The 22413-nt window shown below is 53.0% G+C and carries 23 protein-coding genes; 6 read left to right on the top strand and 17 right to left on the bottom strand.

What is annotated here, in order from left to right:
• Window positions 1–34: 34 nt before the first annotated feature.
• Window positions 35–1162, top strand: coding sequence for an oligogalacturonate lyase family protein (locus EDF81_RS11965; protein WP_123348347.1), 1128 nt, complete (start codon window positions 35–37; stop codon window positions 1160–1162).
• Between the two features lie 56 nt (window positions 1163–1218).
• On the opposite strand, the gene EDF81_RS11970 is transcribed toward EDF81_RS11965, so the two are convergent.
• On the bottom strand, window positions 1219–1449 hold the full coding sequence (locus EDF81_RS11970) for a hypothetical protein (protein ID WP_123348348.1): 231 nt from the start codon (window positions 1447–1449) through the stop codon (window positions 1219–1221).
• Between the two features lie 723 nt (window positions 1450–2172).
• Here EDF81_RS11970 and EDF81_RS11975 point away from each other — a divergent pair.
• Genes EDF81_RS11975 through EDF81_RS11990 form a run of 4 tightly spaced genes read left to right on the top strand, consistent with a single transcriptional unit; the run spans window position 2173 to window position 7348 of the window.
• Window positions 2173–3453, top strand: a complete 1281-nt coding sequence (locus tag EDF81_RS11975) for a TolC family outer membrane protein (protein ID WP_184999512.1) — start codon at window positions 2173–2175, stop codon at window positions 3451–3453.
• A gap of 27 nt (window positions 3454–3480) precedes the next feature.
• Window positions 3481–4740 (top strand): HlyD family secretion protein, encoded by a 1260-nt coding sequence (locus EDF81_RS11980; RefSeq protein WP_123349047.1) that lies wholly within the window; start codon window positions 3481–3483, stop codon window positions 4738–4740.
• Between the two features lie 16 nt (window positions 4741–4756).
• Window positions 4757–6904, top strand: a complete 2148-nt coding sequence (locus tag EDF81_RS11985; protein WP_221180817.1) for a peptidase domain-containing ABC transporter — start codon at window positions 4757–4759, stop codon at window positions 6902–6904.
• Between the two features lie 9 nt (window positions 6905–6913).
• On the top strand, window positions 6914–7348 hold the full coding sequence (locus EDF81_RS11990) for a DcrB-related protein (RefSeq protein ID WP_123348351.1): 435 nt from the start codon (window positions 6914–6916) through the stop codon (window positions 7346–7348).
• A gap of 65 nt (window positions 7349–7413) precedes the next feature.
• Here the strand turns inward: EDF81_RS11990 and kduD are convergent, their stop codons facing one another.
• Window positions 7414–8175 (bottom strand): 2-dehydro-3-deoxy-D-gluconate 5-dehydrogenase KduD, encoded by a 762-nt coding sequence (gene kduD, locus EDF81_RS11995; protein WP_123348352.1) that lies wholly within the window; start codon window positions 8173–8175, stop codon window positions 7414–7416.
• Window positions 8176–8239: 64 nt separating this feature from the next.
• The gene (gene kduI / locus EDF81_RS12000; protein WP_123348353.1) at window positions 8240–9076 is read right to left on the bottom strand and encodes a 5-dehydro-4-deoxy-D-glucuronate isomerase; all 837 of its coding nucleotides are present in this window, start codon (window positions 9074–9076) and stop codon (window positions 8240–8242) included.
• Window positions 9077–9554: 478 nt separating this feature from the next.
• Here kduI and EDF81_RS12005 point away from each other — a divergent pair, with 478 nt between their 5' ends.
• Entirely contained in the window at window positions 9555–10730 is a 1176-nt protein-coding gene (locus EDF81_RS12005) for an oligogalacturonate lyase family protein (RefSeq protein ID WP_123348354.1), read from the top strand.
• 327 nt (window positions 10731–11057) lie between these two features.
• Here EDF81_RS12005 and EDF81_RS12010 read toward each other — a convergent pair whose 3' ends face one another.
• The 14 genes from EDF81_RS12010 to EDF81_RS12075 form a co-directional block, all read right to left on the bottom strand.
• Window positions 11058–11738 (bottom strand): oligogalacturonate-specific porin KdgM family protein, encoded by a 681-nt coding sequence (locus EDF81_RS12010; protein ID WP_123348355.1) that lies wholly within the window; start codon window positions 11736–11738, stop codon window positions 11058–11060.
• A gap of 413 nt (window positions 11739–12151) precedes the next feature.
• Window positions 12152–13333 carry an acetyl-CoA C-acetyltransferase gene (locus EDF81_RS12015; RefSeq protein ID WP_123348356.1) on the bottom strand — a complete coding sequence of 394 codons (1182 nt, stop codon included), beginning with the start codon at window positions 13331–13333 and terminating at the stop codon, window positions 12152–12154.
• Window positions 13334–13470: 137 nt separating this feature from the next.
• Window positions 13471–14085 (bottom strand): lytic transglycosylase domain-containing protein, encoded by a 615-nt coding sequence (locus EDF81_RS12020; RefSeq protein WP_123348357.1) that lies wholly within the window; start codon window positions 14083–14085, stop codon window positions 13471–13473.
• A complete protein-coding gene (locus EDF81_RS12025) occupies window positions 14057–14851 on the bottom strand; it encodes a hypothetical protein (RefSeq protein WP_148049928.1) in 795 nt (264 codons plus the stop codon). Before EDF81_RS12025 ends, EDF81_RS12020 begins: the two co-directional genes overlap by 29 nt.
• Window positions 14835–16562 carry a VWA domain-containing protein gene (locus tag EDF81_RS12030; RefSeq protein WP_123348359.1) on the bottom strand — a complete coding sequence of 576 codons (1728 nt, stop codon included), beginning with the start codon at window positions 16560–16562 and terminating at the stop codon, window positions 14835–14837. Before EDF81_RS12030 ends, EDF81_RS12025 begins: the two co-directional genes overlap by 17 nt.
• A 28-nt stretch (window positions 16563–16590) precedes the next feature.
• Window positions 16591–17184, bottom strand: a complete 594-nt coding sequence (tadF, locus tag EDF81_RS12035) for a tight adherence pilus pseudopilin TadF (protein WP_184999511.1) — start codon at window positions 17182–17184, stop codon at window positions 16591–16593.
• The gene (locus EDF81_RS12040; protein WP_123348361.1) at window positions 17174–17659 is read right to left on the bottom strand and encodes a TadE/TadG family type IV pilus assembly protein; all 486 of its coding nucleotides are present in this window, start codon (window positions 17657–17659) and stop codon (window positions 17174–17176) included. The genes tadF and EDF81_RS12040 overlap by 11 nt, the downstream gene beginning before the upstream one ends.
• 15 nt (window positions 17660–17674) lie before the next feature.
• Window positions 17675–18103 (bottom strand): prepilin peptidase, encoded by a 429-nt coding sequence (locus EDF81_RS12045; protein ID WP_123348362.1) that lies wholly within the window; start codon window positions 18101–18103, stop codon window positions 17675–17677.
• Between the two features lie 83 nt (window positions 18104–18186).
• Window positions 18187–18654, bottom strand: a complete 468-nt coding sequence (locus EDF81_RS12050) for a hypothetical protein (RefSeq protein ID WP_123348363.1) — start codon at window positions 18652–18654, stop codon at window positions 18187–18189.
• Window positions 18647–19159, bottom strand: coding sequence for a roadblock/LC7 domain-containing protein (locus EDF81_RS12055; protein WP_184999510.1), 513 nt, complete (start codon window positions 19157–19159; stop codon window positions 18647–18649). The genes EDF81_RS12050 and EDF81_RS12055 overlap by 8 nt, the downstream gene beginning before the upstream one ends.
• A 46-nt stretch (window positions 19160–19205) precedes the next feature.
• Window positions 19206–19766 (bottom strand): ATP/GTP-binding protein, encoded by a 561-nt coding sequence (locus tag EDF81_RS12060; protein WP_123348365.1) that lies wholly within the window; start codon window positions 19764–19766, stop codon window positions 19206–19208.
• Between the two features lie 73 nt (window positions 19767–19839).
• A complete protein-coding gene (locus EDF81_RS12065; RefSeq protein WP_123348366.1) occupies window positions 19840–20202 on the bottom strand; it encodes a hypothetical protein in 363 nt (120 codons plus the stop codon).
• A 100-nt stretch (window positions 20203–20302) separates the two neighbouring features.
• The gene (locus EDF81_RS12070; RefSeq protein WP_123348367.1) at window positions 20303–21577 is read right to left on the bottom strand and encodes a lipopolysaccharide assembly protein LapB; all 1275 of its coding nucleotides are present in this window, start codon (window positions 21575–21577) and stop codon (window positions 20303–20305) included.
• Window positions 21565–22410, bottom strand: a complete 846-nt coding sequence (locus tag EDF81_RS12075) for a type II secretion system F family protein (RefSeq protein WP_123348368.1) — start codon at window positions 22408–22410, stop codon at window positions 21565–21567. The genes EDF81_RS12070 and EDF81_RS12075 overlap by 13 nt, the downstream gene beginning before the upstream one ends.
• Window positions 22411–22413 lie beyond the last annotated feature (3 nt).

Genomic DNA, 22413 nt, shown 5'->3' on the forward strand with positions numbered 1-22413 from the left:
TTTGGGGACGGGGCTTTTTAACAAGGAGAGAGCAATGAAAGGCAAAATCATCCCGCTGAACTTTCGCCAGCAGAAAGACAGCGTGACCGGTCACGATGTGATTCGGATGACGCCTCCGCATATTATCTGTCACCGCAACTACTTCTATCAGAAATGCTTCACCAGGGACGGAGAGAAACTGATCTTCGGCGGCGCCTTCGAGGGCCACTGGAACTACTATTTACTGGATATTCCCAACCAGCAGGCCACCCAGTTGACCGACGGAGAAGGCGATAACACCTTTGGCGGGTTCTTATCGGCGGACGACCGTTCCCTGTGGTACGTCAAAAACAGCCGCCAGCTGCGTCGGGTAGATCTGCAGAGTCTTGAAGAGTACGTGGTCTACGAAGTGGACGACGAATGGGTCGCCTACGGGACCTGGGTCGCCAACAGCGATTGCACAAAACTGGTCGGGATCGAGATTAAAAAAAGCGACTGGCAGCCGCTCACCGACTGGAGTAAATTTCGTGCATTCTGGCATACCCAGCCGGAATGCCGCCTGATCAATATCGATCTGCAGACCGGCGAGCAGCGCACTATCCGGCAGGAGAAACTCTGGCTCGGCCATCCGATTTATCGCCCGTTTGACGATAATACCGTTGCCTTCTGCCACGAAGGTGCACGCGATCTGATCGATGCGCGGATGTGGCTGATTAACGAAGATGGCAGCAATATGCGCAAAGTTCGCCAGCATCAGCCGGGTGAAAGCTTTACCCACGAATTTTGGGTGCCGGACGGTTCCGCTCTCTACTACGTCGCCCACCAGGAAAACGATCCGCGCCGCTATCTCTACAGCGCCGATCCCATTACCCTGGAAAATCGCCAGCTGATGGCGATACCGCCCTGCTCACATTTGATGAGCAACCACGACGGATCCCTGGTCGTCGGCGACGGCTCGCCGCACAACACCGGCGATATCAGCCTCAACGATCCCTTTATCTGGGTCTTCGATGTGAAAAGCGGCGAGCAGAAAGCCATTTGCCAGCACAACAGCAGCTGGAAGGTGCTGGATGGCGATCGTCAGGTCACCCATCCGCATCCGTCTTTCTCGCCGGATAATCAGTGGGTGCTCTACTCCTCCGATGCCGAAGGGATGCCAGCGCTGTATCTGGCGAAGGTCTGAAAAAAAGCCCCGACGAGGCGTCGGGGCTTTGACGAAAAGCTTATGGCCGAGGGAGATTAGACAATAACCCCAAGCCCTCCACCGAGAACGAGCCCAATCAGCCCCCCCGCAACGAGCCCGGCGGGAGCAGCCGCAAGGAAAACAGGATTTAACGTCACGACGCTCGCGATAATTCCCCCGATAGCACCGATAACGCCACCAGCGACGGCCCCGATCCCCGTCAGCGCGGCCATAATAATACTGCCGCCGCTGACATTATCAATTTCATAAGCTGTTAATTCGCGCATGTATAGTCTCCTTAAGTAATTTTATCCATCGGGCAAAATGCCCTCATCAAAAAAAAACAACACGATTATGTAATCTAAAATGCCCAACAACGTATCCAATAACCCCCTAAAAGGGAGGAAGAATGCAGTGACTACAATTCATTAACGACATTTATTAATGATACGACCATTGCAAGATATTAACTGGAGTTGCTTTATGTCAAGCCTGAATTATATAAAGCCATTTATTTGCGGCGTCTTTCCCTGGTGATTTCAGCTCTCACATTGCGTCATAGTCCTGGAATAACGCTCATTCTCCCGTTGCCCCCCGCCTTACGGCCATACAATTAAATTCATTTAAAACAACACATTACACGACCAATAAAAATATCACTCAAATGTCCCCTCCGCTAACAGGAAGTAAACCTCTGACAGTTCATGCCCAAAACAGAGGCTATTCTTAAATATTTCCGTATGAACCGCCGATCGAAAAAACAATCTTAAATAATAATGAGTAATGGACAGAGCTGGATTTTTACCCTCATTGCCATTATTGTTCCATCCTGAACCAGAATATATCGCCGCCGCAATTGATTGCGCATTTAGCGTCCTCCGCTCACAGGGATTATTGAAAAGATGGACATAACTATAAAAACAGCCCTCTCAGCAACAAGTCCATTTATTATGAATTCACATCGACACATAATCCTGAGAAATATAATACAACTCTTCGCAACAGGATTATTGCTGTCGACATTCTGTAGCCACGCCATTACTTTGCAGCAGGCAGTGACTTCCGCCTTTCAGTACGACGCTGCGCTCCAGTCGGGTCAGAAAACAACCGATGCGGACAAGCAAAAATACTGGCAGGGCGTTTCCGGCCTACTTCCACAGGTGGGCCTTGAAGGCAGCTGGAACCGTCAGGAGCAGCCCGAAGCTAACTATCAAAATGGCATGACCAGCCATAACTACAACGTGCGGGTACAGCAGCCGATTTTTGATATGAGCAAGGTCGCAGCCTGGAAGAAAGGCGACGCGATCGCCAGTACCGCCGATGCGCAGCTGCGCCAGGTCCAGGAAAAGCTGACAACGGATGTCGCAGAGGCCTTCTTTTCCGTCCTGCAGCAGCGGGAAGTTATGCAGGCTGCGAAAGCGACCGACGAGAATCTCGCTCGCCAGTTGAGCAGGCTGCGCACGGGGTTAACCCACGGGCAAAACACCCGTACCGAAGTCGATGAAGCGCAGGCCAACGCAGATATTGCCACTGCCCGCACCATTCAGGCCGAGAACGACCTGCTGCTGGCCGGGGAAGCCTTTCGCCGCCTGACGGGACTGGCGCCCGATACTATCGAAGCGGTGAAGTGGCAGTGCGCCCGCCAGCCGGTCGTGACCGACCTGGCCGAGGCATTACGTCAGGCGCAGCAAAACAATGTGCAGGTCAGGATCGCCCGCTTCCAGACGGCGCAGGCGAATGCCGATCTGGATTCCGCCAACAGCGCGCATCTTCCCGTGGTTTCGGCGTATGCCAGCTACGGTAAAAACTGGAGCCGCAGCGAAAACGGCAGCGTTCTTTATGACGCCATTTTCGGTAATGAGTCTAAAAGCTCCAGCCTGCAATACGGCGTCAATGTCTCCATTCCGCTGTTTTCCGGCGGCGGCCAGCTCTCTCAATCCTTCGAAGCCACCTATCGGCATCAGGCCGCAAAATTTGCGATTACCGATGCCCAGCGCAAAGCCATCCAGGATACCCGCTCCGCCTGGCTGAATATTAAAAACGGCGCGGCGCTGGTAGAAGCACAGAAAAAGGCCGTGGAATCCGCCAAAAAAAGAGTCCGCTCCGTCGGGTATGGCAAAGAGATGGGCTTTCGGACCGTCAATGATGAGCTGGATGCACAGCAAAAATACTTTGAATCGGAAAGGGATCTGTCCGAATCGAAATACCGCTATTTATCGGCTCTGCTGAATATCGCCCAGCTGACCGGTAACCTGGATATCGCCATGCTGGGCCAGTTCAGCTGTCGGTAATCTCAACCTCACACTACGAGTATGCAGATGGATAATTCTCTTTTCCGGCCCGAGGCGGTTAAGGCAGCAAACCGGGGGATGCTGGGAACGGTTTCTCTCTGGTGCCCACCCTGGCGCTGGGTGGTCATTTCACTGGTGATGCTTATCACCGTACTGTCGGCCGCGCTGTTTATTTTCGGCACCTATACAAAGTATGAAACCTCGACCGGGGAGCTGGTCCCGCGCGACGGTATGCTGGCTATCCCACCACCGGTGGCCGGGACCATCGTCAGTATTCCCGTCAAAGAAGGCCAGCAGGTGAAAAAAGGCGACGTGCTGATGGTGCTGTCATCCGAGGTGTCGACCACGCTGGGGCAAACCCGGGAGATGATCGCTGAAACGCTCGGTGCCCAGCGCAAGCGCCTGGAGCAGGATTTAATCTCCCTGACCACCCTGAGCCAGGTTGAAACCCAGGGGCTGAAAGACAACGAGAAAAGCCTGGTGCAGCAAAAAGGACGGCTGGCTCAGCAGATGAAGCACCGCCAGAAGCAGGTGGCGCTGGCACGCACCCAGTTGGACAAGCTGAATGCCATGCGTGAGCAGGGTTACGCCTCAAATCGTCAGGTGGAAGAGCAGGAGTCGAACCTGCTGGAGAGCCAGGCGCGCTATCAGGAGTACCAGCGCCAGCTGCTGGATATTGAACAAAAGATCATGCAGGTCCGCCAGCAGCTGACGGAGAAACCCCTCGACGACAGGCGCAAGCGTAACGATATCCAGCGTCAGCTTGGCGAAAATGCCCAGACCCTGGCGGAAAATGAATCCCGTCGTGCTTTTGAACTGCGTGCGCCGAAGGACGGTACCGTCGGGACCATCATGGTGAAAAACGGGCAGATGCTGAATGCCGGGCAGTCGGCCATTTCCGTGCTGCCGAAAGATGCCCAGCTGCTGGCGCGCATCATGGTCGGCACCCGGGCGATTGGTTTCCTGGAGCCGGGACAGCGAGTGGTGCTGCGCTACCAGGCTTTCCCCTATCAAAAATTCGGTCAGCAGTACGGCAAGGTGCTGGAAGTTTCCCGGACGGCGCTTTCGCCTCAGGAAGTCGCCAGCCTCACGGGCAAAAATAACGTCCAGGAACAGCAGTACCGGATATTAGTCCAGCTGGATCGCCAGTCGATTGTCGCCTACTCCCGCAACGAACCGCTAAGGCCGGGTATGGCGCTGGATGCCGATTTCCTGGTGGATCAGCGCCATCTCTACGAATGGGTGCTGGAACCGCTGTACGCCCTCGGCCATAACATCTCCCTCTAATTCACAGGGTATTTTTGTGTCACTTTTACAAAAACTCAATTTCAGCTGGTTTAATCGCCTGCCCGTCATTCGTCAGACACAGGCCGCAGAATGCGGATTAACCTGCGTCGGGATGATTGCCAATTATTACGGCCACGATATCGATATGATCTCCCTGCGCCGGCGCTTTTCGACATCACTAAAGGGGTCAACGCTCTCGGATGTCATTTCGGTCGCCCAGCGGCTCGGGTTAACCTCGCGGGCGCTGCGCATCGAGCTTGAAGAGCTGCCCCAACTGAAGACGCCGTGCATTTTGCACTGGAAGCTCGATCACTTTGTGGTGCTAAAAAAGGTCGACGGAAAAAAGATCGTCATCCACGATCCGGCAACGGGCGTACGCGTGGTCCCGATGAAAGAGGTTTCGGATCACTTTACCGGCGTGGCGCTGGAGCTGGTGCCATCGACGGATTTCCAGCCGAAAAAAGAGAAAGAAACCCTGTCGATGCGCAAACTGATCGGCAGCGTTTCCGGGGTGAAATCGGCCTTTCTGCAGATCATGATCCTGTGCGTGGCGCTGGAGCTATTCGGGATCCTCGGCCCCTTCTTTATGCAGTGGGTGATGGATATGGTGCTGGTTTCCGCCGACTACTCGCTGCTCAGCCTGCTCGGGATGGGCTTTATTATGGTGGCGATTTTCCAGAACCTGATTTCCGCGCTACGTTCCTGGGTGATGACCTGGTTTTCCAGCATGCTGAGCGTGCAGTGGACCACTAACGTCTGCCGACATATGCTCAAGCTGCCGCTGATCTGGTTTGAGTCACGCCACGTGGGCGACGTGCTGTCGCGCTATGACTCACTGAACACCATTCAGAACACCCTGACCACGCGTTTTATCAGCACTCTGCTTGATGGCGTTATGTCGATCGTGACCCTGGTGATGCTGTTTGTCTACAACGGCACCCTCGCCTGGCTGGTAATAGCCCTGTTTGTTTCTTATGCGATCATCCGCCTGGTCTCCTATGAACCGCTCCGGCGCGCCACCGAGGATCAAATTGTCAGCGGCGCACGCACCCAGTCGTCGCTGCTGGAAACGCTGCGCGGTATTCAGGCCGTCAAGACCAACAACAAGCAAACGCCCCGGCTGTCGGTCTATATGAACTATCTGATCGATACCACCAATAAAAACATCGTCATACAGAAGCTCAGCATTCTGTTCGGCACCACCCAGGGTCTGATCTCCTCGATAGGTCGCGTGGTGCTGATCTGGCTGGCGGCGCGCCAGGTGCTGGAGGGAAACTTCTCTGCCGGGATGCTGACCGCGTTTATCAGCTTCTCAGATCAGTTTATTGGCCGCGCCGCCGGGCTGATTAACGCGCTGATTGATTTCCGGATGCTGCGAATGCACGGCGAGCGTTTGTCAGACATCGTCCTGGCTGAAATTGAACCGGAGCAGGATCATACCGAGCCTGCGCAGGCTCAGGGAGCGGATCGGGTCGGCGATATTACGCTGCGCGCCCTGAAATTCCGCTATGCGGAAACGGAACCCTGGGTGATTAACGGCATCAACCTGACCATTAAAGCCGGTGAGTCCGTAGCGATTGTCGGCCCTTCCGGGCAGGGAAAAACCACCCTGGCAAAAATCATTCTTGGCCTGCTCCACCCCGACGAGGGCAGCATTCTGGTCGACGGACACGAGATTGCCAGAACCGGCCTGCAGCATCACCGCGAACAGATTGGCTGCGTCATGCAGGATGACATTCTGTTTTCCGGCTCGATTGCCGAAAACATCAGCTTCTTCGATGCCGAGATGGACATGGAGAAGGTGATCCGGGTTGCGCGGGCGGCGCAGATCCATGACGACATCATGAGTATTCCGATGAACTACTACAGCCTTGTCGGCGATATGGGGTCATTCCTCTCCGGAGGCCAGCAGCAGCGGGTCCTGCTGGCCAGGGCCCTGTATCGCGAGCCGAAGATCCTGGTGCTGGATGAAGCAACCAGCCACCTTGACGTGAAGAACGAGCATCTCATCAACACCGAAATCAAGAAAATGCAGGTCACACGCATCATTGTTGCCCACCGCCCTGAAACGATCCGCAGCGCGGACCGGATCATTTTGCTGCAAAACGGCCGGGCCTCAGAGTTAACGTACAGTCAACTTTTCCCTCAGAGAATCAAAGCATAAGGATATTTCATGAGTAACGATCGCTGTATTTTTAAAGAAGGTAGCCTCGCGATCCCACAGGGATTTATCGACAGGACGGTGAATATTCTTGCCGACGCTCAGTCCCTTCAGCCGCCGGTGAATATTTCCCGCGATAGCCTGCCCGCAGGGGCGCAGCTCAGCGACTATATTGCCCAGCAGCTGGGTGAATTACAGCGCAACGTGACGGGCTGGGAGGAACAGGCAATAACGGAGGTGGTACTTGGGGAAAACGACTGTACCGGGATTGGGCTGCACTACAGCTTCCTGCACCCGGATACCCGCCGTATCTGGCAAACACAGGCGGTGTTTGACCGCGGTAACGGCGCCATTCTGGTGTTCTCCACCAGCAAAGCCGCGGAATTTACGCCCGAAGAGAAGGCGAACTTCCTACAGATAATACAGAGCTTCCGCCCCCACGCCTGACGGGCCGCGGCCATAAAAAAACTGCACCCATGAGGTGCAGTTTATACGGGCGGGTTTCTGGCGAATTAACGCGCCAGCCAGCCACCGTCAACGGCAATGGTGTAGCCGCTGATATAGTCAGATGCGTTGGACGCCAGGAATACTACCGGGCCCATCAGATCGCTCGGCAGACCCCAACGACCCGCCGGGATACGGTCAAGGATCTCAGCGCTACGCTGTTCGTCAGCACGCAGCTGCTGGGTGTTGTTGGTCGCCATGTAGCCCGGCGCGATAGCGTTCACGTTGATATTGTGCTTCGCCCATTCGTTCGCCAGCAGACGGGTCACGCCCATTACGCCGCTTTTTGACGCGGTGTAAGAAGGTACGCGGATACCCCCCTGGAAGGAGAGCATGGAAGCGATGTTGATGATTTTGCCGCCGTGGCCCTGGGCGATAAAGTGCTTCGCCGCCGCCTGCGCCATAAAGAACACGCTCTTGATGTTCAGGTTCATCACGTCGTCCCAGTCTTTCTCGCTGAAGTTGATCGCGTCTTCACGACGAATCAGACCCGCGTTGTTGACCAGAATGTCGATTTTGCCGAATTCGGCAACCGCACGTTCCAGCAGAGCCGGGATACCGTCGATCTGACGCAGGTCAGCGGTCAGGCTCAGGAAACGGCGACCCAGCGCAGTGACGCGCTCGATGGTCTCGGTCGGCTCAACGATGTTGATACCTACGATGTCACAGCCGGCTTCAGCCAGACCCAGCGCCATACCCTGACCCAGACCGGTGTCGCAACCGGTCACAACTGCTACCTTACCTTGAAGAGAAAATGCATCCAGAATCATGTTGTTTCCTTTATCTGTCAGCGCCTGTACCGGACAGGCATGATTATGCTTATGCTGTCCGCGACTAGCGCAGATCCTTAACTGCTACGTGGTCCATATCATCAAAGACCTGGTTTTCGCCTACCATCCCCCAGATGAAGGTGTAAGCACGCGTACCCACGCCAGAGTGAATAGACCAGCTTGGAGAAATCACCGCCTGCTCGTTATGCATGACGATATGACGCGTTTCCTGAGGCTGCCCCATCATGTGGAACACGCAGGCGTCTTCTTCCATATTGAAATAGAAGTAAACTTCCATACGGCGTTCGTGCGTGTGGCAAGGCATGGTGTTCCACAGGTTGCCCGGATCAAGCTCGGTCAGACCCATGCTGAGCTGGCAGGTTTCCAGTACGTCAGGAACGAAATATTTGTTGATGGTGCGGCGGTTGCTGGTGAGGTTATCGCCCAGCGTAACCGGAGCAACGTCGGCCGGAGTGACCTTTTTGGTCGGATAGGTCAGGTGAGCCGGTGCGCAGTTGTAGTAGAACTTCGCTGGCTTCGCGCTATCAACGCTTGCGAAAACCACTTCTTTCGCCCCTTTACCAACGTACAGCGCGTCGCGATGGCCGATCTCAAAAACCTGGCCGTCTACGGTGATGGTGCCTGCGCCGCCGATGTTAATCACGCCCAGCTCACGGCGCTCGAGGAAGTAGCTTACGCCAAGCTGTTTGCCGACTTCGCCGCCGACGGATACGGTTTTCGCAACCGGCATAATGCCGCCAACGATGATACGGTCAATATGGCTGTACACCATGCTGTATTCGTCAGCAACGAACACTTTCTCAACCAAAAACTCATCGCGTAGCCCCTGGGTATCCAGTGTTTTGGCGTGCGCGCTGTGGATGCTTTGTCTGACTTCCACATTTACCTCCAGAATAGTGTTGATTCAAAATAGCTTTCGAACGGAGTGAAAACGGCGTTCCGTTTTACGAATGGCTACATCTTATCCCGGCTGAAATGCGTTTTCAATTCTAAATAAAACAACGTTTCACTTTTTTTGCCATTTAATGTCAGAAATGCAATTACGATCACGCTTAACGGTGGAAGCTTCGCCACGACGGCACAGAGGGGACAAGATAAAATTATAAAAAACAGCGAGTTAATTTACCTTTAAAAAATAACAAAATAATGACAAAACCAGGTCCAAAAACGAAGATGTCTGATGAGTAGCAACCCTGATGCCGATTTTATGACGCTTATTCTTACAAAGTGCGTCAGCAATCACACATATTGAAACGATGTTTTGATAAATTAACACCCAGTTTTTAAACTCATTACCCTCTATCAGGTCGGAAACGGACTGCGCCCTTTCCCACCGGAACCCTATCAAGGAGTGCATTATGGCTAAAGGCATGCGGGTCAAGCTGAACTATGAAGTCAGCCGCGATCCGGATACTGGCGTGGAAGTCACCCGTTTAACACCGCCGGAGGTGACCTGCCATCGTAACTATTTCTATCAGAAATGTTTTTTCAATGACGGCAGCCATCTGCTGTTTGCCGGTGAGTTTGACGGCCACTGGAACTACTATCTGTTAGACGTCGCCAAAGCCGAAGCGGTACAGCTGACGGAAGGAGCCGGAGACAACACGTTTGGCGGCTTCCTGTCGCCGGATGACCAGTCCCTCTACTACGTGAAAAACGACCGCACCCTGCTGGAAGTCAACCTGAAGACGCTGGTCGAGCGCGAAGTCTATCGCGTCGCCGACGACTGGGTGGGTTATGGTACCTGGGTCGCCAACAGCGACTGTACCAAACTGGTGGGTATCGAAATTGCGAAAAGCGACTGGACTCCGCTGAACGACTGGAAAATCTTCCACGACTTCTTCCATAAAGGCCCACACTGCCGCCTGCTTCGTGTCGATCTGCAGACCGGCGAGAGCAGCGTGATCCACGAAGAGAAAAACTGGCTCGGCCACCCAATCTATCGTCCGTTCGATGACAACACCGTCGCGTTCTGCCACGAAGGCCCGCACGATCTGGTGGATGCCCGTATGTGGATGGTCAACGAAGACGGCAGCAACGTCCGTAAAGTTAAAGAACACGCGGAAGGCGAAAGCTGCACCCACGAATTCTGGGTACCGAACGGCTCCGCACTGGTCTATGTCTCCTACCTGAAAGGGCAGCAGGGACGCACCATCTATAGTTTCAACCCGGATACCGGCGTCAACGAAGCGGTGATGCAGATGCCGGCCTGTTCACACCTGATGAGCAACTTCGACGGCACTCTGCTGGTCGGCGACGGTTCCGGTACGCCGGTCGACGTCAAAGACACCAGCGGCTACACCATCGATAACGATCCGTATCTCTATGCGTTCGACGTGGCGAAAAAAGCGTACTTCCGCGTCGCACGTCACGATACCTCCTGGGCGACAGTGGCCAACAGCCGCCAGGTCACGCACCCGCATCCGTCCTTTACCCCTGACGACTCAGCGATTCTGTTCAGCTCGGATAAAGACGGTAAACCTGCCCTCTATATTGCAAAACTTCCTGTGCAGCCCGAAATGCTGCAGGCGTAAATTTGAGTTAGTGTTTCTGTAACTGGCCTTGCCCTCCTCCTGGGGGGCTTTTTTTTATTCTGAATATGCCGCTAAATATAAAGTATCAGTAAATGACCGGGGTTCGCGAGGAAAGCCAACGCACCTGCAGCTTGAATTATAACGGGTATACCCTAAATAATTCGAGTTGCAGGAAGGCGGCGACGCAGCGAATTCCCGGGAGCTTACATCAGTAAGTGACCGGGGTTCGCGAGGAAAGCCAACGCACCTGCAGCTTGAATTATGACGGGTATACGAAAACCCCCGGCTAATTGCTCCAGGGGAAACCTACAAGGGTTCGGTTTTTAATTAGAAGGAGTAAGCAACACCGACGCGGAAACGGGTCTGACGTTCGTCTGTATTTTTCACGCCCACGTTACCCACTTCAACATACGGAGACCAGTTTTTATCCAGTTTGTAGGCCAGTTTGGCGTTGTACTCGTTGGAGTAATCTTTGCCATTCTCGCGAACAAAATCTTCGGTGCTCTTCGCGTATACATAGTTCAGCTCGGTGCGGAAGTCGCCCATCGACCAGCCAACCCAGGTATCGAATTTGTTGACGCGATCGTCAGCTTCGGCGCCATTCGGCTTGCGGGTATATTCGTAACGGTAGCGTGCTGCAACGTAGAAGCCGCCGTCGAAGCTGTACTGCGCATGCAGATACGGTTTGTAGATGCTGCTGCTCTCTTTGCTTTCAACAACAAAACCCGGGGTCAGAGCAATGCTGTCCGTTGCTTTCCAGCGCCAGCTAACAGAACTTTCATGGCCATTGCCTACCATTTCAGTAAATGGACGGTCGGTATCATCCCCGCCGGTTTTCCATTTTGCTTCAACGGAGAAACCAAAACCGTTATCAAAACGATGGGAAACGGCAACGCGGTCGGCGTTAGTTTTATCGTCTTTATATTCGTGGCGTAAATCAACGGTTACGGCAGAAGCAGCGAAAGACGCACCACACAGTGTTGCAAGGACCAGAGATTTCTTCAACATGGTAAACCCTCAATTAAAATGATGTTTCGTTTTTATGGAATTGCATTTTATTTTTTTAAAAGCATTATTTTAGTGATCGAGATCGTATTTATCTTCTCATAAAAAAAAGCGTATTAATGTCGTGATGAAGTTCAATAAAAAAAGCCAAAATGTGATCGGAGTAAGGATATAGATCACAGATACGCTTAATTAACAGAAGAATTACACACCTGGAACAACAAAGTTATTTTCCTTTATAATCATGATGTTATGTTTTTCATTTGTATATAATCACACCCGTGATTTTATTTATGCTAAGAATGGTCCTGGTCGACGCGAAATAAAAAAGAAGAATTTTTATCCTAATTTAAGTCAGGGGATCTCAGAAATAAAAAAGCCTTCCCGGAGGAAGGCTTCAGAAAAGGCAGAAGGGACTAGTCGCGCTCGATAGCCAGCGCCACGCCCTGACCACCGCCAATGCACAGGGTGGCCAGCCCTTTACGGGCCTGGCGCTTCATCATTTCATGGACCAGCGACACCAGAATACGGCAGCCGGATGCGCCAATCGGGTGGCCGAGTGCAATCGCCCCGCCGTTGACGTTCACCCTCTGCTCGTCCCACTCCAGCATTTTACCCACGGAGAGTGCCTGAACCGCAGAGGCTTCGTTGGCTTCAATCAGATCGAGATCCGCCAGCTGCCAGCCCACCCGCTCCAGACAGCGGCGGGTCGCATAAACCGGCGCGATCCCCATCAGGGCCGGATCGACACCGACGCTGGCGAAAGCGCGGATCCGCGCCAGAACGGGTAGCCCCATCTCCTGGGCCCGGGTTTCGCTCATCATCATGACCGCGGCGGCACCGTCGTTAATCGACGAGGCATTACCGGCGGTCACCGATCCGGACTGTGAAAACGCCGGATGCAGCAGAGCCAGGGCTTCAGCACTGGGATCGGTCCGGGGCTGTTCATCCGTATCCACTATCCGGACGCTGCCGTCCTGGCCCAGGGTTCTGACCGGGACGATCTCATCCCGGAAACGGCCTGCGTCAATCGCCGCCCGCGCCTTATGCTGTGACCGTAGCGCCCAGGCGTCCTGCAGCTCGCGGCCGATACCGTATTCGCGGGCCAGATTCTCGGCGGTGACGCCCATATGGTAGTCATTAAAGGCATCCCACAGGCCGTCGTGGACCAGACTGTCGATCAGCTGGCTATGACCGAGCTGGGCACCGGTACGGCTGTCGGTCAGCACGTGAGGCGCACGGCTCATATTCTCCTGACCGCCGGCAATCACGACATCCGCTTCGCCGCACTGTATTGCCTGCGTCGCCAGATGCAACGCCTTGAGACCGGAGCCGCACACGTCATTAATGGTAATCGCCGAAACGGCATTCGACAGCCCGCCCTTAATGGCCGACTGACGCGCCGGATTCTGCCCTGCCCCGGCCGTTAAAACCTGACCGAGGATCACCTCATCCACGGCCTGCGGTGAAATGCCGGTACGTTCCAGAAGCGCCCGCAGCACCACGCTGCCCAGATCAACGGCGGAATGGCTGGCCAGCGCGCCCTGGAAGCAGCCGATAGGCGTACGCAACGCCCCCACTATCACGACCTCTTTCATCCCGACCCCGGCGGTGATTAACATCAGCCGATAGTAGTGGATTGTTATCAACATTTAACATGGTTGTTTAAAAACGGTGAGTTTTATCACGAAACGATCTTGTTCATGACAGAACGATGATTTTTATTGATAGCGACTCAGTCGCCGCGCAGCTCTTTGACCCCGGTCTGCGGCTCTGGACGGGACAGTCTGGCCCCGGCACTCTGCGACGTAGACGGCGCGGCGGGAGTGCGGTTACGCGAGGTGGCAATCACCGGGATGGCGACCGCCGCGTCGGCGGCGGGCTGTGTCGTGTTGACCGCCATAATGCGATCGACATAGCTGCGCTGCTCAACGCCTTCGGGCTGCAGCCCACGGGTAAAGTTGCCGCTGTAATAGCAGGAAAAAGCCGCCTTCTGCGCCTGCTCTTCAGGCAGCGTCCCTCTTGCACGCTGCAGGCACTCAGCGAAGATGCGGGCCGTCACCCGCAGGTTGTCGCAGGGTTTAAACACGCTCTCATAGTCGAGACCATATTTGCTCAGGTTATAACGATTAACCTGCCCCAGCCCCAGAGAGAAATTCCAGCCCGCCTCATGCAGAGAGCGGGCCGTGGCGACCGCCTCGCCTTGGGTGACAGGCTGGCGGGCCAGATAGCCTCCCACCACCCCGATAGCCCAGGGGTTAAACGAGGACTCCACGCTGACGATACGCTCCAGAAAAACGGGCGCAACCCCCTCGGTGCATTCAGAAATCAGCTGCGGAAAATCCAGCATTCTGCCTGTCCTCCCTTGGGGAGTGGAACCGCAGCCCCGGCGCTCTTTGTACTAACGGATGATAATGTCCGGCGCGAGGGTTCAGGCACTCGGGTAGCCGACTCCCGTAAGGGATCTCCCACTGATAATCGCTGACCGCGCAGCAGACGAAATGCCATAGCAGGCACAGGCCGTACTCATTATGGACATCAAGCCGATTTTTTAAACTGCGGGAGTGGTTGTAGTCCCGGGTCGTCATATTGCAGTACGCCAGGTTTCGGGCCAGCTTCCGCCGCCACAGTTTGATCACCGACTCATCGTTGCCATTAAACTTAACGATCAGGCATTTATCCCGCGGGCGATTATTCTGCTGATATAAAAAACGAAGCAGGCTGGCCTTCGCGATATTCGGGGCCAGAAAAACCACGCGGGCACTGACCACCAAATGCTGTTTTAATTGCTGCAGGCCGATCATATCCGAGAAGAGAAAAAAACGAAGCTGCACCCCCGGATTCATATTCAAAAAAAAATGGGTAAGATGTTTAATCGTATAGCAAGGCGGCGTCCCGATAACAATCACCTCGCGATAGCGGCGGCAGTACATCCGCATTAATTCTTTTGCCTCATGAATACTGCTTACCACGATGTGATTATCACGGGGAAGAAACTCAGTAAACAGGCGTTCAACCGCCACGCGGCGAAAATAGTTGGCATCATCAAGTACAATTAAGCGCATATTGATTCCTGGCACGAAGTAAAATGAAACAGGATTAATTATCCACTTCATTTTTATTGATAAACTGCACCTGCCCTTTATTGGCAATCGCGGTTAAGGCATCCATTAACGACTGATAGTCTTCGGCGACAATAGCGTGGCCGCTACCTACGCAGTTATTGGCCCAGAACTTCATCCTGCCGGGGTCATCAACGATTGAGAAATAATACATGTCCACCGCCGTTGTAGGCGTGCCTTTAGGGTATTTCAGCAGACCCTGTTTGATCACGCCGCAGAGATTATTATCCCGTATCAGTAAATTACTCAATGCTGAAGGTCCTCTGCCGTCGAGAGCCACTGAGTCTTCACCATCAGTAAGCAGAATAATCACCTTTCGAGGGTTTATACCTTTAGCTGCCACCGGTACAGCACGCAGTAAGCCATTAGCAGAATCAGTGCCCCCCAGAGGAGTCATCGACTGAAAAACCGTAAATGCTGCGGGATCGGTCGTTAAGGAAATAGGGTAATAATTGGGCTTACTAATGGATTTATAATTTTTATAATCATAATCTGGCAGGGCTCCGTTACACATCACCGAGAATGGTTTCTCTGCCGAATAGAGATGCCTGTAGGTAGTGATGGCCGCATCACTAAATAAGAAACCATCGGCCAGGGTGGCTTTAACATCCAGAGTGTCGACGTTGATGACATTGTACTGAGAATTAGCACTAGCCCTCAGCGAATATGCTTTTTTATAGTTATCAGAAAACTCTTTCTTATACGTAACCACAGAGCCATCATTTCGTTCAAAAATGCTTACCCCAGGCTCAGATTCGCAGCTATATCTATAACGACCATCTGATGATCTGTCTCTTCCGTTATCCTGACACCAGCTCTTAGAAATAAGATCAGACCACGATTTCGATGATATACTTTTCATCACAATACTTTCATAGTATTTTGTTGCCAGCAGACGATCAACGTCATAGGCAACTCTTTTTATATCGCTACTGTTAGATGAAACATTTTTATTAAACCAAAAATCCAGATCGATACGATAGTCATCCTTTAGCTTGCCAACAAAAGAACAGCCGATTTCTTTACCACCCGCAAGATTATCCCGTCCAAGCACCTCCGGCGTCCCGATGGAATAGGGAACAATCGCCATCGTATTCCCGATGGTATTTTGTACCAGCGCCAACTGGACGAACGCATCCACGATCGTCTTAACCATAGCGATTCTTCCATCCTTCATAGAACCGGAAAAATCCGTCACAAAAATAAAATCGGTGGGGGTAGCAATCTGGCGGATATTCTTCCTGACGATCCCGGCGCCGCTGTCCGCCGTCATCGCCACCGTGGGCCCCATTCCGACATCCCTGGACCCGCTGAGCATCATCCTGACCTCGGCCTGCGCCGAGGCGGTATAGTCCACGACGACAACCTTGCCTTTGTCGTCTTTTTTCACCGAAACCGCTATCGACAGCTCCTCCTCGGGGACCGTAACGCCCGGCAGGTAATAGCGCGTCCATGCGCCGAGAAGCGTTTTGTTATAGGTCTTATTGGCCGAGGTGAGATTGCGGTTGTCGGTCAGGGCAACGCCCAGCACGCCCTGATTGACGCCATCCATTAATCTGGCGCGCTTGTTGTTGACGCTGGCCCCGTCAAAGGCCAGCGAATAGAACAGCACCAGAGAAGGGAAGACCGCGGCAAACATCAGGGTGACGGCTGCGGACTCGCCCAGCAGCGCCCGCCGCAGTTTGTTTTTCGTTTTTAACGCCATGATTTTTTCATCCTGAAAATGATCGCGATTAACGGGGCAGAACGGCGTTACTGACGGACAGATCGCCAACGGCCATGCCGAGAGCACCGCCCAGCCGCTTGAACAGACTCTGAGTACCAACAACGCAGATCGTGACCTGATAAATCGGTAACCAGCGGGCGTCATCCGGGTTCCACACGGCCAGGTCGGTCACCTCTTTACTGGTCATCGTGTACTTGCGGACGTCGCAGCCACTCTCTCCGGCCTGGTATGAAAGCGTTTTTTCAGAGGCCCGCTGGTCGCCGGGGGAAAAATAGACGGCGTCGGTGTAGACCGCATAAGCACGGCCCGCCAGGCGGCTCTCTTTAAACAGGACACCGGCAAGGTCATACAGCTGCCGGACCTCGCTGGCGGAGAGCGTTTCCTCCCCGCGATAGAAACGGGCCCGCTGCTGCGTAATCGTCGCTAAAGAGAGATTCACCCGCTCCAGGCGGCCCTTATCGAGAAAAACCGCGCTCATATCGGTCAGCAGGGCGCAAAGCAGGAAAAAAATCACAAAATAGAAGCCCGCCTCGACGGCCACGCCGCCGGACTCCTCCTCTTTCAGTCTTCGCCAGAGTGAAAGGCCGCGTTCAGCTCGCATTGGCATCCTCCTGAAATTCCTGGATCAGCAACACCGTCCGGCTCAGTTCCCCGTTTAGCAGCGGCGTCGGGAAAATAAAGAACATCGGCTGGTAGGCGGTCTGCACATGATAAAGCGCCAGCGGGCTGCCCTCTCTGTTCGAGGCAGAACACTGTTCAGCGATCGCCTGCTCAATGCCGCTGCAGTAACGAATGGTCATCACCGTCTCTAAATTCCTTGAGAGCAGCGGCCAGGTTTTCATTCGGCGGTTTAGCTCGGCGTTAAAATAGGGCTCATAATTTTCTGCCGTCGTGGTTAATGACGCCATCTGCGCCGACTCCGCAAGGATTAAATCGATGGCCGAGGAGATATAAACCACCCGACACATCTCGGCAATAAAGAGCAGCGAGGCAAAAAAAGGAATAAAGACCAGTGAAAATTCGACCGCCGTGGCGCCGCGATCCGCACGATAAAAATGTAATAGCGTTCTGAACATAATAACGATCCGTCGTTAGCGCAGGAGAAACTGCAGCCCGTAGCCACCGGCAATGGCCAGACCATAGGGAACCGATGTTTTTTTATCTCCGCCTTTCACCTTCAAATACAGCAGCGTGAAAAGTGATACGGGTATCCCGACAAACCCCGTCAACAGCAGGAAATCAACCCCTTCGCTCCAGGTTAAGCCGGGCAGCAGCGCACAGGCTAATTTCACATCTCCGGCACCGATAATGCCGATAATAGAAATAAAAAAGCCGACCACCAACACTATTACGGCAATGATTAAAACCGTCCATTCTCTGTGAATGAGCATCAGCACCAGAGATAAGGCCATGACGCTGAGGGAAACCCTGTTGCTAATTATTCTGTTTTTTACATCGGTATAGCAGGAATAGATTAACAACAGGCTAATTGCCAGATAAATAACGCCGGAGAGTTCCATATGCTATACCTGATAAAATGATCAAGATGTCAATTCGAAAAAGTACGCGGACGTCTATCGATAACGTACCGCGACGGTAAACATTAGCGCCGTTTCTTTTTCTTCTTCCCTTTTCTTACCGGCACCACAGGGTTTACCGCCTCTGCCGGAGGATTATCCTGCACCGGGACGAATACTTCAGGTATCGGCGCTAAAACTTCGGGCACCGCCACGTCATCATCAGCCACGCGCCCACAAAGACGCGCGAGGTGCGCCAGGAGTCGCTCACCGATCTTTTCATCGCGATCGTAGAGCACCGGGGCGACCGCAATCGCGCCACTTTCAATGTCGGCGCAGGTCAACTCGACTGCCAGTGCAAACAGCGTTGATGACCCTTTGTTCCCCTGTTTCAGCCCGGTATCAATGCGCTCAAGCTGTTCGCAATACCAGGTCAGTCGCTGATCCAGGAGTTCATCACGCGTGCCTAACACCGGCTGCAGAGAGATAAATTCGCTGTTAAGGTCCGCGCAGCACAGCCTGACGGCCAGTTCGAGATAATATTCGCTAGTCATTCGATCCCTCACTTGCTGATTCCGCCTGCACCGCCCCGGCGCAGAGGGTTTCTATCTCCTGCTTGAGCTGGCGAATTAACCAGAAGAATTTGCCCAGCGACTCATTGTCACGGGTAATCACCGTCAGGCTTAAGGCAAAGGTGTCGGCGGAAACCTGAGTGATGAAAATATTCCCCTGCTCGCCTTCGAGGGTCAGTATTTTCTGCTCACCGGCGGACATTTCAGCAAGGATCTCAATGGATAAAGAGAGCATGGAGCTGGATATCGCCGCCAGCCTTCGAATACTCTCTTTATCGTTGTCTTTAATCATCGCGGCAATATCAAAGCCGTCCGCGGTGGCAATCAGGATATTTTCAAATTCCGGGTGGGATTTCACCGTTTGTTCGAGTACCGTCTGGATTTTCCCCACCAGTTCGGTGGATATTTTCCTGTGCGTCCGGGGCTGGACCTCGACAGCAGGTGCGGCCGCCTTATCAACAGGAAAAGGAAGCGTGGTTAATGACATAGAACTCTCCTTTTTTACGCCATTACGATTCATAATACCGATTATTTTATTTACCCATGCGACCATGATTATCTTTTAGCAGCTGTTCTGACAAAGTTAAAAGCATGGTTTGAACGCTTTCATATTCACGAGCATCCAGAATAACTACCGGAGCGTTAACACCAAACGTTTCTAATAATTGCTGCCAGGCGGCTTTGTCGGGAACAGGGCTTATATCGGTTTTCACAACGCCCAGCAGCACGGTTTTTTTGGTCTCTGAGAGTAGCGTTTTAAAACATTGAAGATAATATTGCAGCTCTCCCAGCGGATCCTCCTGACTGTTATCCGCCAGCAGAACAATCCCTGCGACGCCGGAGGCGAGCGCCTGCCAGACAAAAGAAAAGCGCTGCTGACCTGGCGCACCATAGAGCCTGAGCTTCCCACCCTGCAATACCGGAAAGGTCACTTCACCGTAGTCCAGCCCCACGGTTGTCATCTCTTTATTCAGATTTTCATAGTCGCTATTAAATACATCCGTATTGACCACGTCTATTTCACTGATCGTCGATATCGCCGTGGTTTTACCTGAACCACTGCTTCCCACCACAAGTATTTTATAGTCTTGCATGACATATTTCCCTGATGTCACTTTCAAATGGTGTTTAAAAGGAATGAAGCCAGACTCCATTCCTTTTCACACATTAAATGCGCTCGATCAAACTCTCAACATCCGAGACTTTACGGCGCGCCAGCGCCAGATTCGCCTTCGCGGAATCAAGCACCAGATAAATAAATACGCCTTCAGCATTACTCACCGGCCGGATAATGTGGTACTGCTTGCCAAGGGTAATCAGGATATCGACAATCTTGTCATTAAGATCCAGTAACTGCATTGTTTTCAACTTGGCACGCACCACATCCGAGTTTCCTGCCGCCGCAATTTCGATATCAACGCCCACGCCGGCAGATGCCAGTATCATTCCATTGGTACTATCAACAACGGCGGCACACATTGCGCCATCAAGCTTAAGAATATCATTGAGAACTGCAGATAAATCGGCCATTACATAACTCCTGAAACATTAATTATAAATTCAAGGCGAGACAAACCACGCCACCATTTTTAGCGGAAATAACAACACCTCATAAATAAAGGACTACAAATCAACCATAAAAAATATCAAATATTAAACGCTCCTGGGCTTGTTTGCTTTTTGCAAGGCGAAAAACCTTCGCCCGGTTTACATCACGACGGAAATCCACCGTCATCATCATGGTGCTCTCATCTTTTTGAGAGAAACTGACGTTCTTAATGTCACTGCTGGTCCCCGCGATATGCTGAGCCGTGGACAGGATCCTGGAGCCGACTCTGACATTATAAAGCTCGAATACACGTCGGTTTGTCTCCGGGACGGCAACCTCCCGATAGTTGATGGCATGGGAGGATTCCAGCGCAATACGGAAATAGGCGGTATGCTGCCCGGCGCGCATCACGCTAATCTCACGTAAATTCCCCGTCACCGACAGCGAGGCCTGCTCGGCGATCGGCGACGGCGTGGGTGCCAGCACCGGAGGCGTTACGCTGGCCTGGGCTATCTCTACCGGTTTTTCGGTCAGCACTGCTTTATCTGCGCGAGATAGTGCTGCCGCCTTCGCAAGACTAAGAGGTGCGGGCTTCGCTTCCCCTGTCGCCCGGGTGCGAAGCTGCTGCGGCGAGCGCGGCTTAATCCGTGCGAGAGACTCCAGCAGCCCGTCGCGCTCGTCCACCATCTTTTCCTGGCGCAGGATCTCTTCCGCCCCCTGAAAATCCTTCAGCTTCACCAGCACAAAGACCAGATTGTGCAGCATCTTCTGGCTGATATTTCCCCGCGCATAGAGCGGCATCAGATAGTCTCTGGCGGCCATATAGTTTTCCTGCATAATCGCCAGCATCGCCAGGTTGTTCAGCACGATTTTGTCATCGACAAAGCGCAGTCGCGCCTCGCCAAAGGCCTGCTCTGCCTGCGGAAAGTCCCCCGATTGTGCCAGCAGCACACCGCGTAAATTCCACGCTTCTCCGCTCTCCGGCGCCAGACGCTGCACCCGCTCAAGCGCCGCCAGCGCCTCCTCCGCCTTGCCCATTTCCAGCAGGTTTTTACTCTCCAGCAGCCATCCTTTCTCCTCCTGGGCGTTATCCAGCAATGGCTTCAGGTAGTGACGTGAAGATTCATAATCCTCAACCTGATAGTACAGCTCGGCTAAGCGATAACGGGTATCCCGATGCTCGTTCTGGCTGAGTTTTTCGCGATACAGTGAGATCAATCCCTGATAATTATTGACCTTCGACAGCAGATACTCTTTTTGCCGATGATCCACGCTTTGTTCATCAAACGCGGAGCGCTGACAGCCGGAAATAAGGCATATTGAAAGCAGCCCGACCAGATATATTAATTTCCCCATGTGGACATCATCCCTATTATTCCTGGCCCCGCAACAATGAGCAGCAGTGGAAACATGATAAAAGCGATCATCGGTACCGTCATTCGTGCTGACAGGCTGGCCACCTTCTCCTCGACGGCCAGCAACTGGATATCACGGATCTCTTTAGAGAGATCGACCAGTACCTGGTAAACAGATGAACCATATTTAATACTTTGTTGCAGGGTTGAGCAGAACATACGAACTTCATTAGCTGGCACTTCTTCATACAGCTGCTCCAGCGCCGCCACAATACCGCTCACTTCATTTTTAAGCATGGTACGGTCAAGCATCGAGGCAATATCCGGATTAATGTCTCGCGTATTATCCGAGATATAACGCAGTGCAGCTTCCACCGTCATACCCGACTGCACGCAAACCGCCACCATATCGATAATAAAAGGCAGATCGTTACAGATACTTTTCATTCGGCGTTTGACCGCCATGTTTTTAATTCTGTCGGGCAGCAGGATCACCGCCGCAACAATCACGAAGATTGCCGCCATCAGCATATTCGACCCCATGGCATAAATACCCTGGGCATCAATCCAGAACAGCACCAGGCTCAGCCCCGTGGCGATCCCCGCCTTATAAATAATATTCTGGTCAAGTAAATCGGACACCCTGACCAGCTGGCTGTTTTTCTTCAGCATGCGTTCCATAGGCGCATCCACCTTCAGCGGGGCGGAATTTATCTGCTTCGCATAGTTCATCTCCAGCAATTTACGCTGCTTATCGCGGCGCTGGCGCTGATAAAGCTGATAGCCAAGCCCGGGCACGGCAATCATCAAAAGTAGCAATACAATATAAAGCATAGC

Source organism: Enterobacter sp. BIGb0383 (genome assembly GCF_003751845.1).
GTDB lineage: Bacteria > Pseudomonadota > Gammaproteobacteria > Enterobacterales > Enterobacteriaceae > BIGb0383.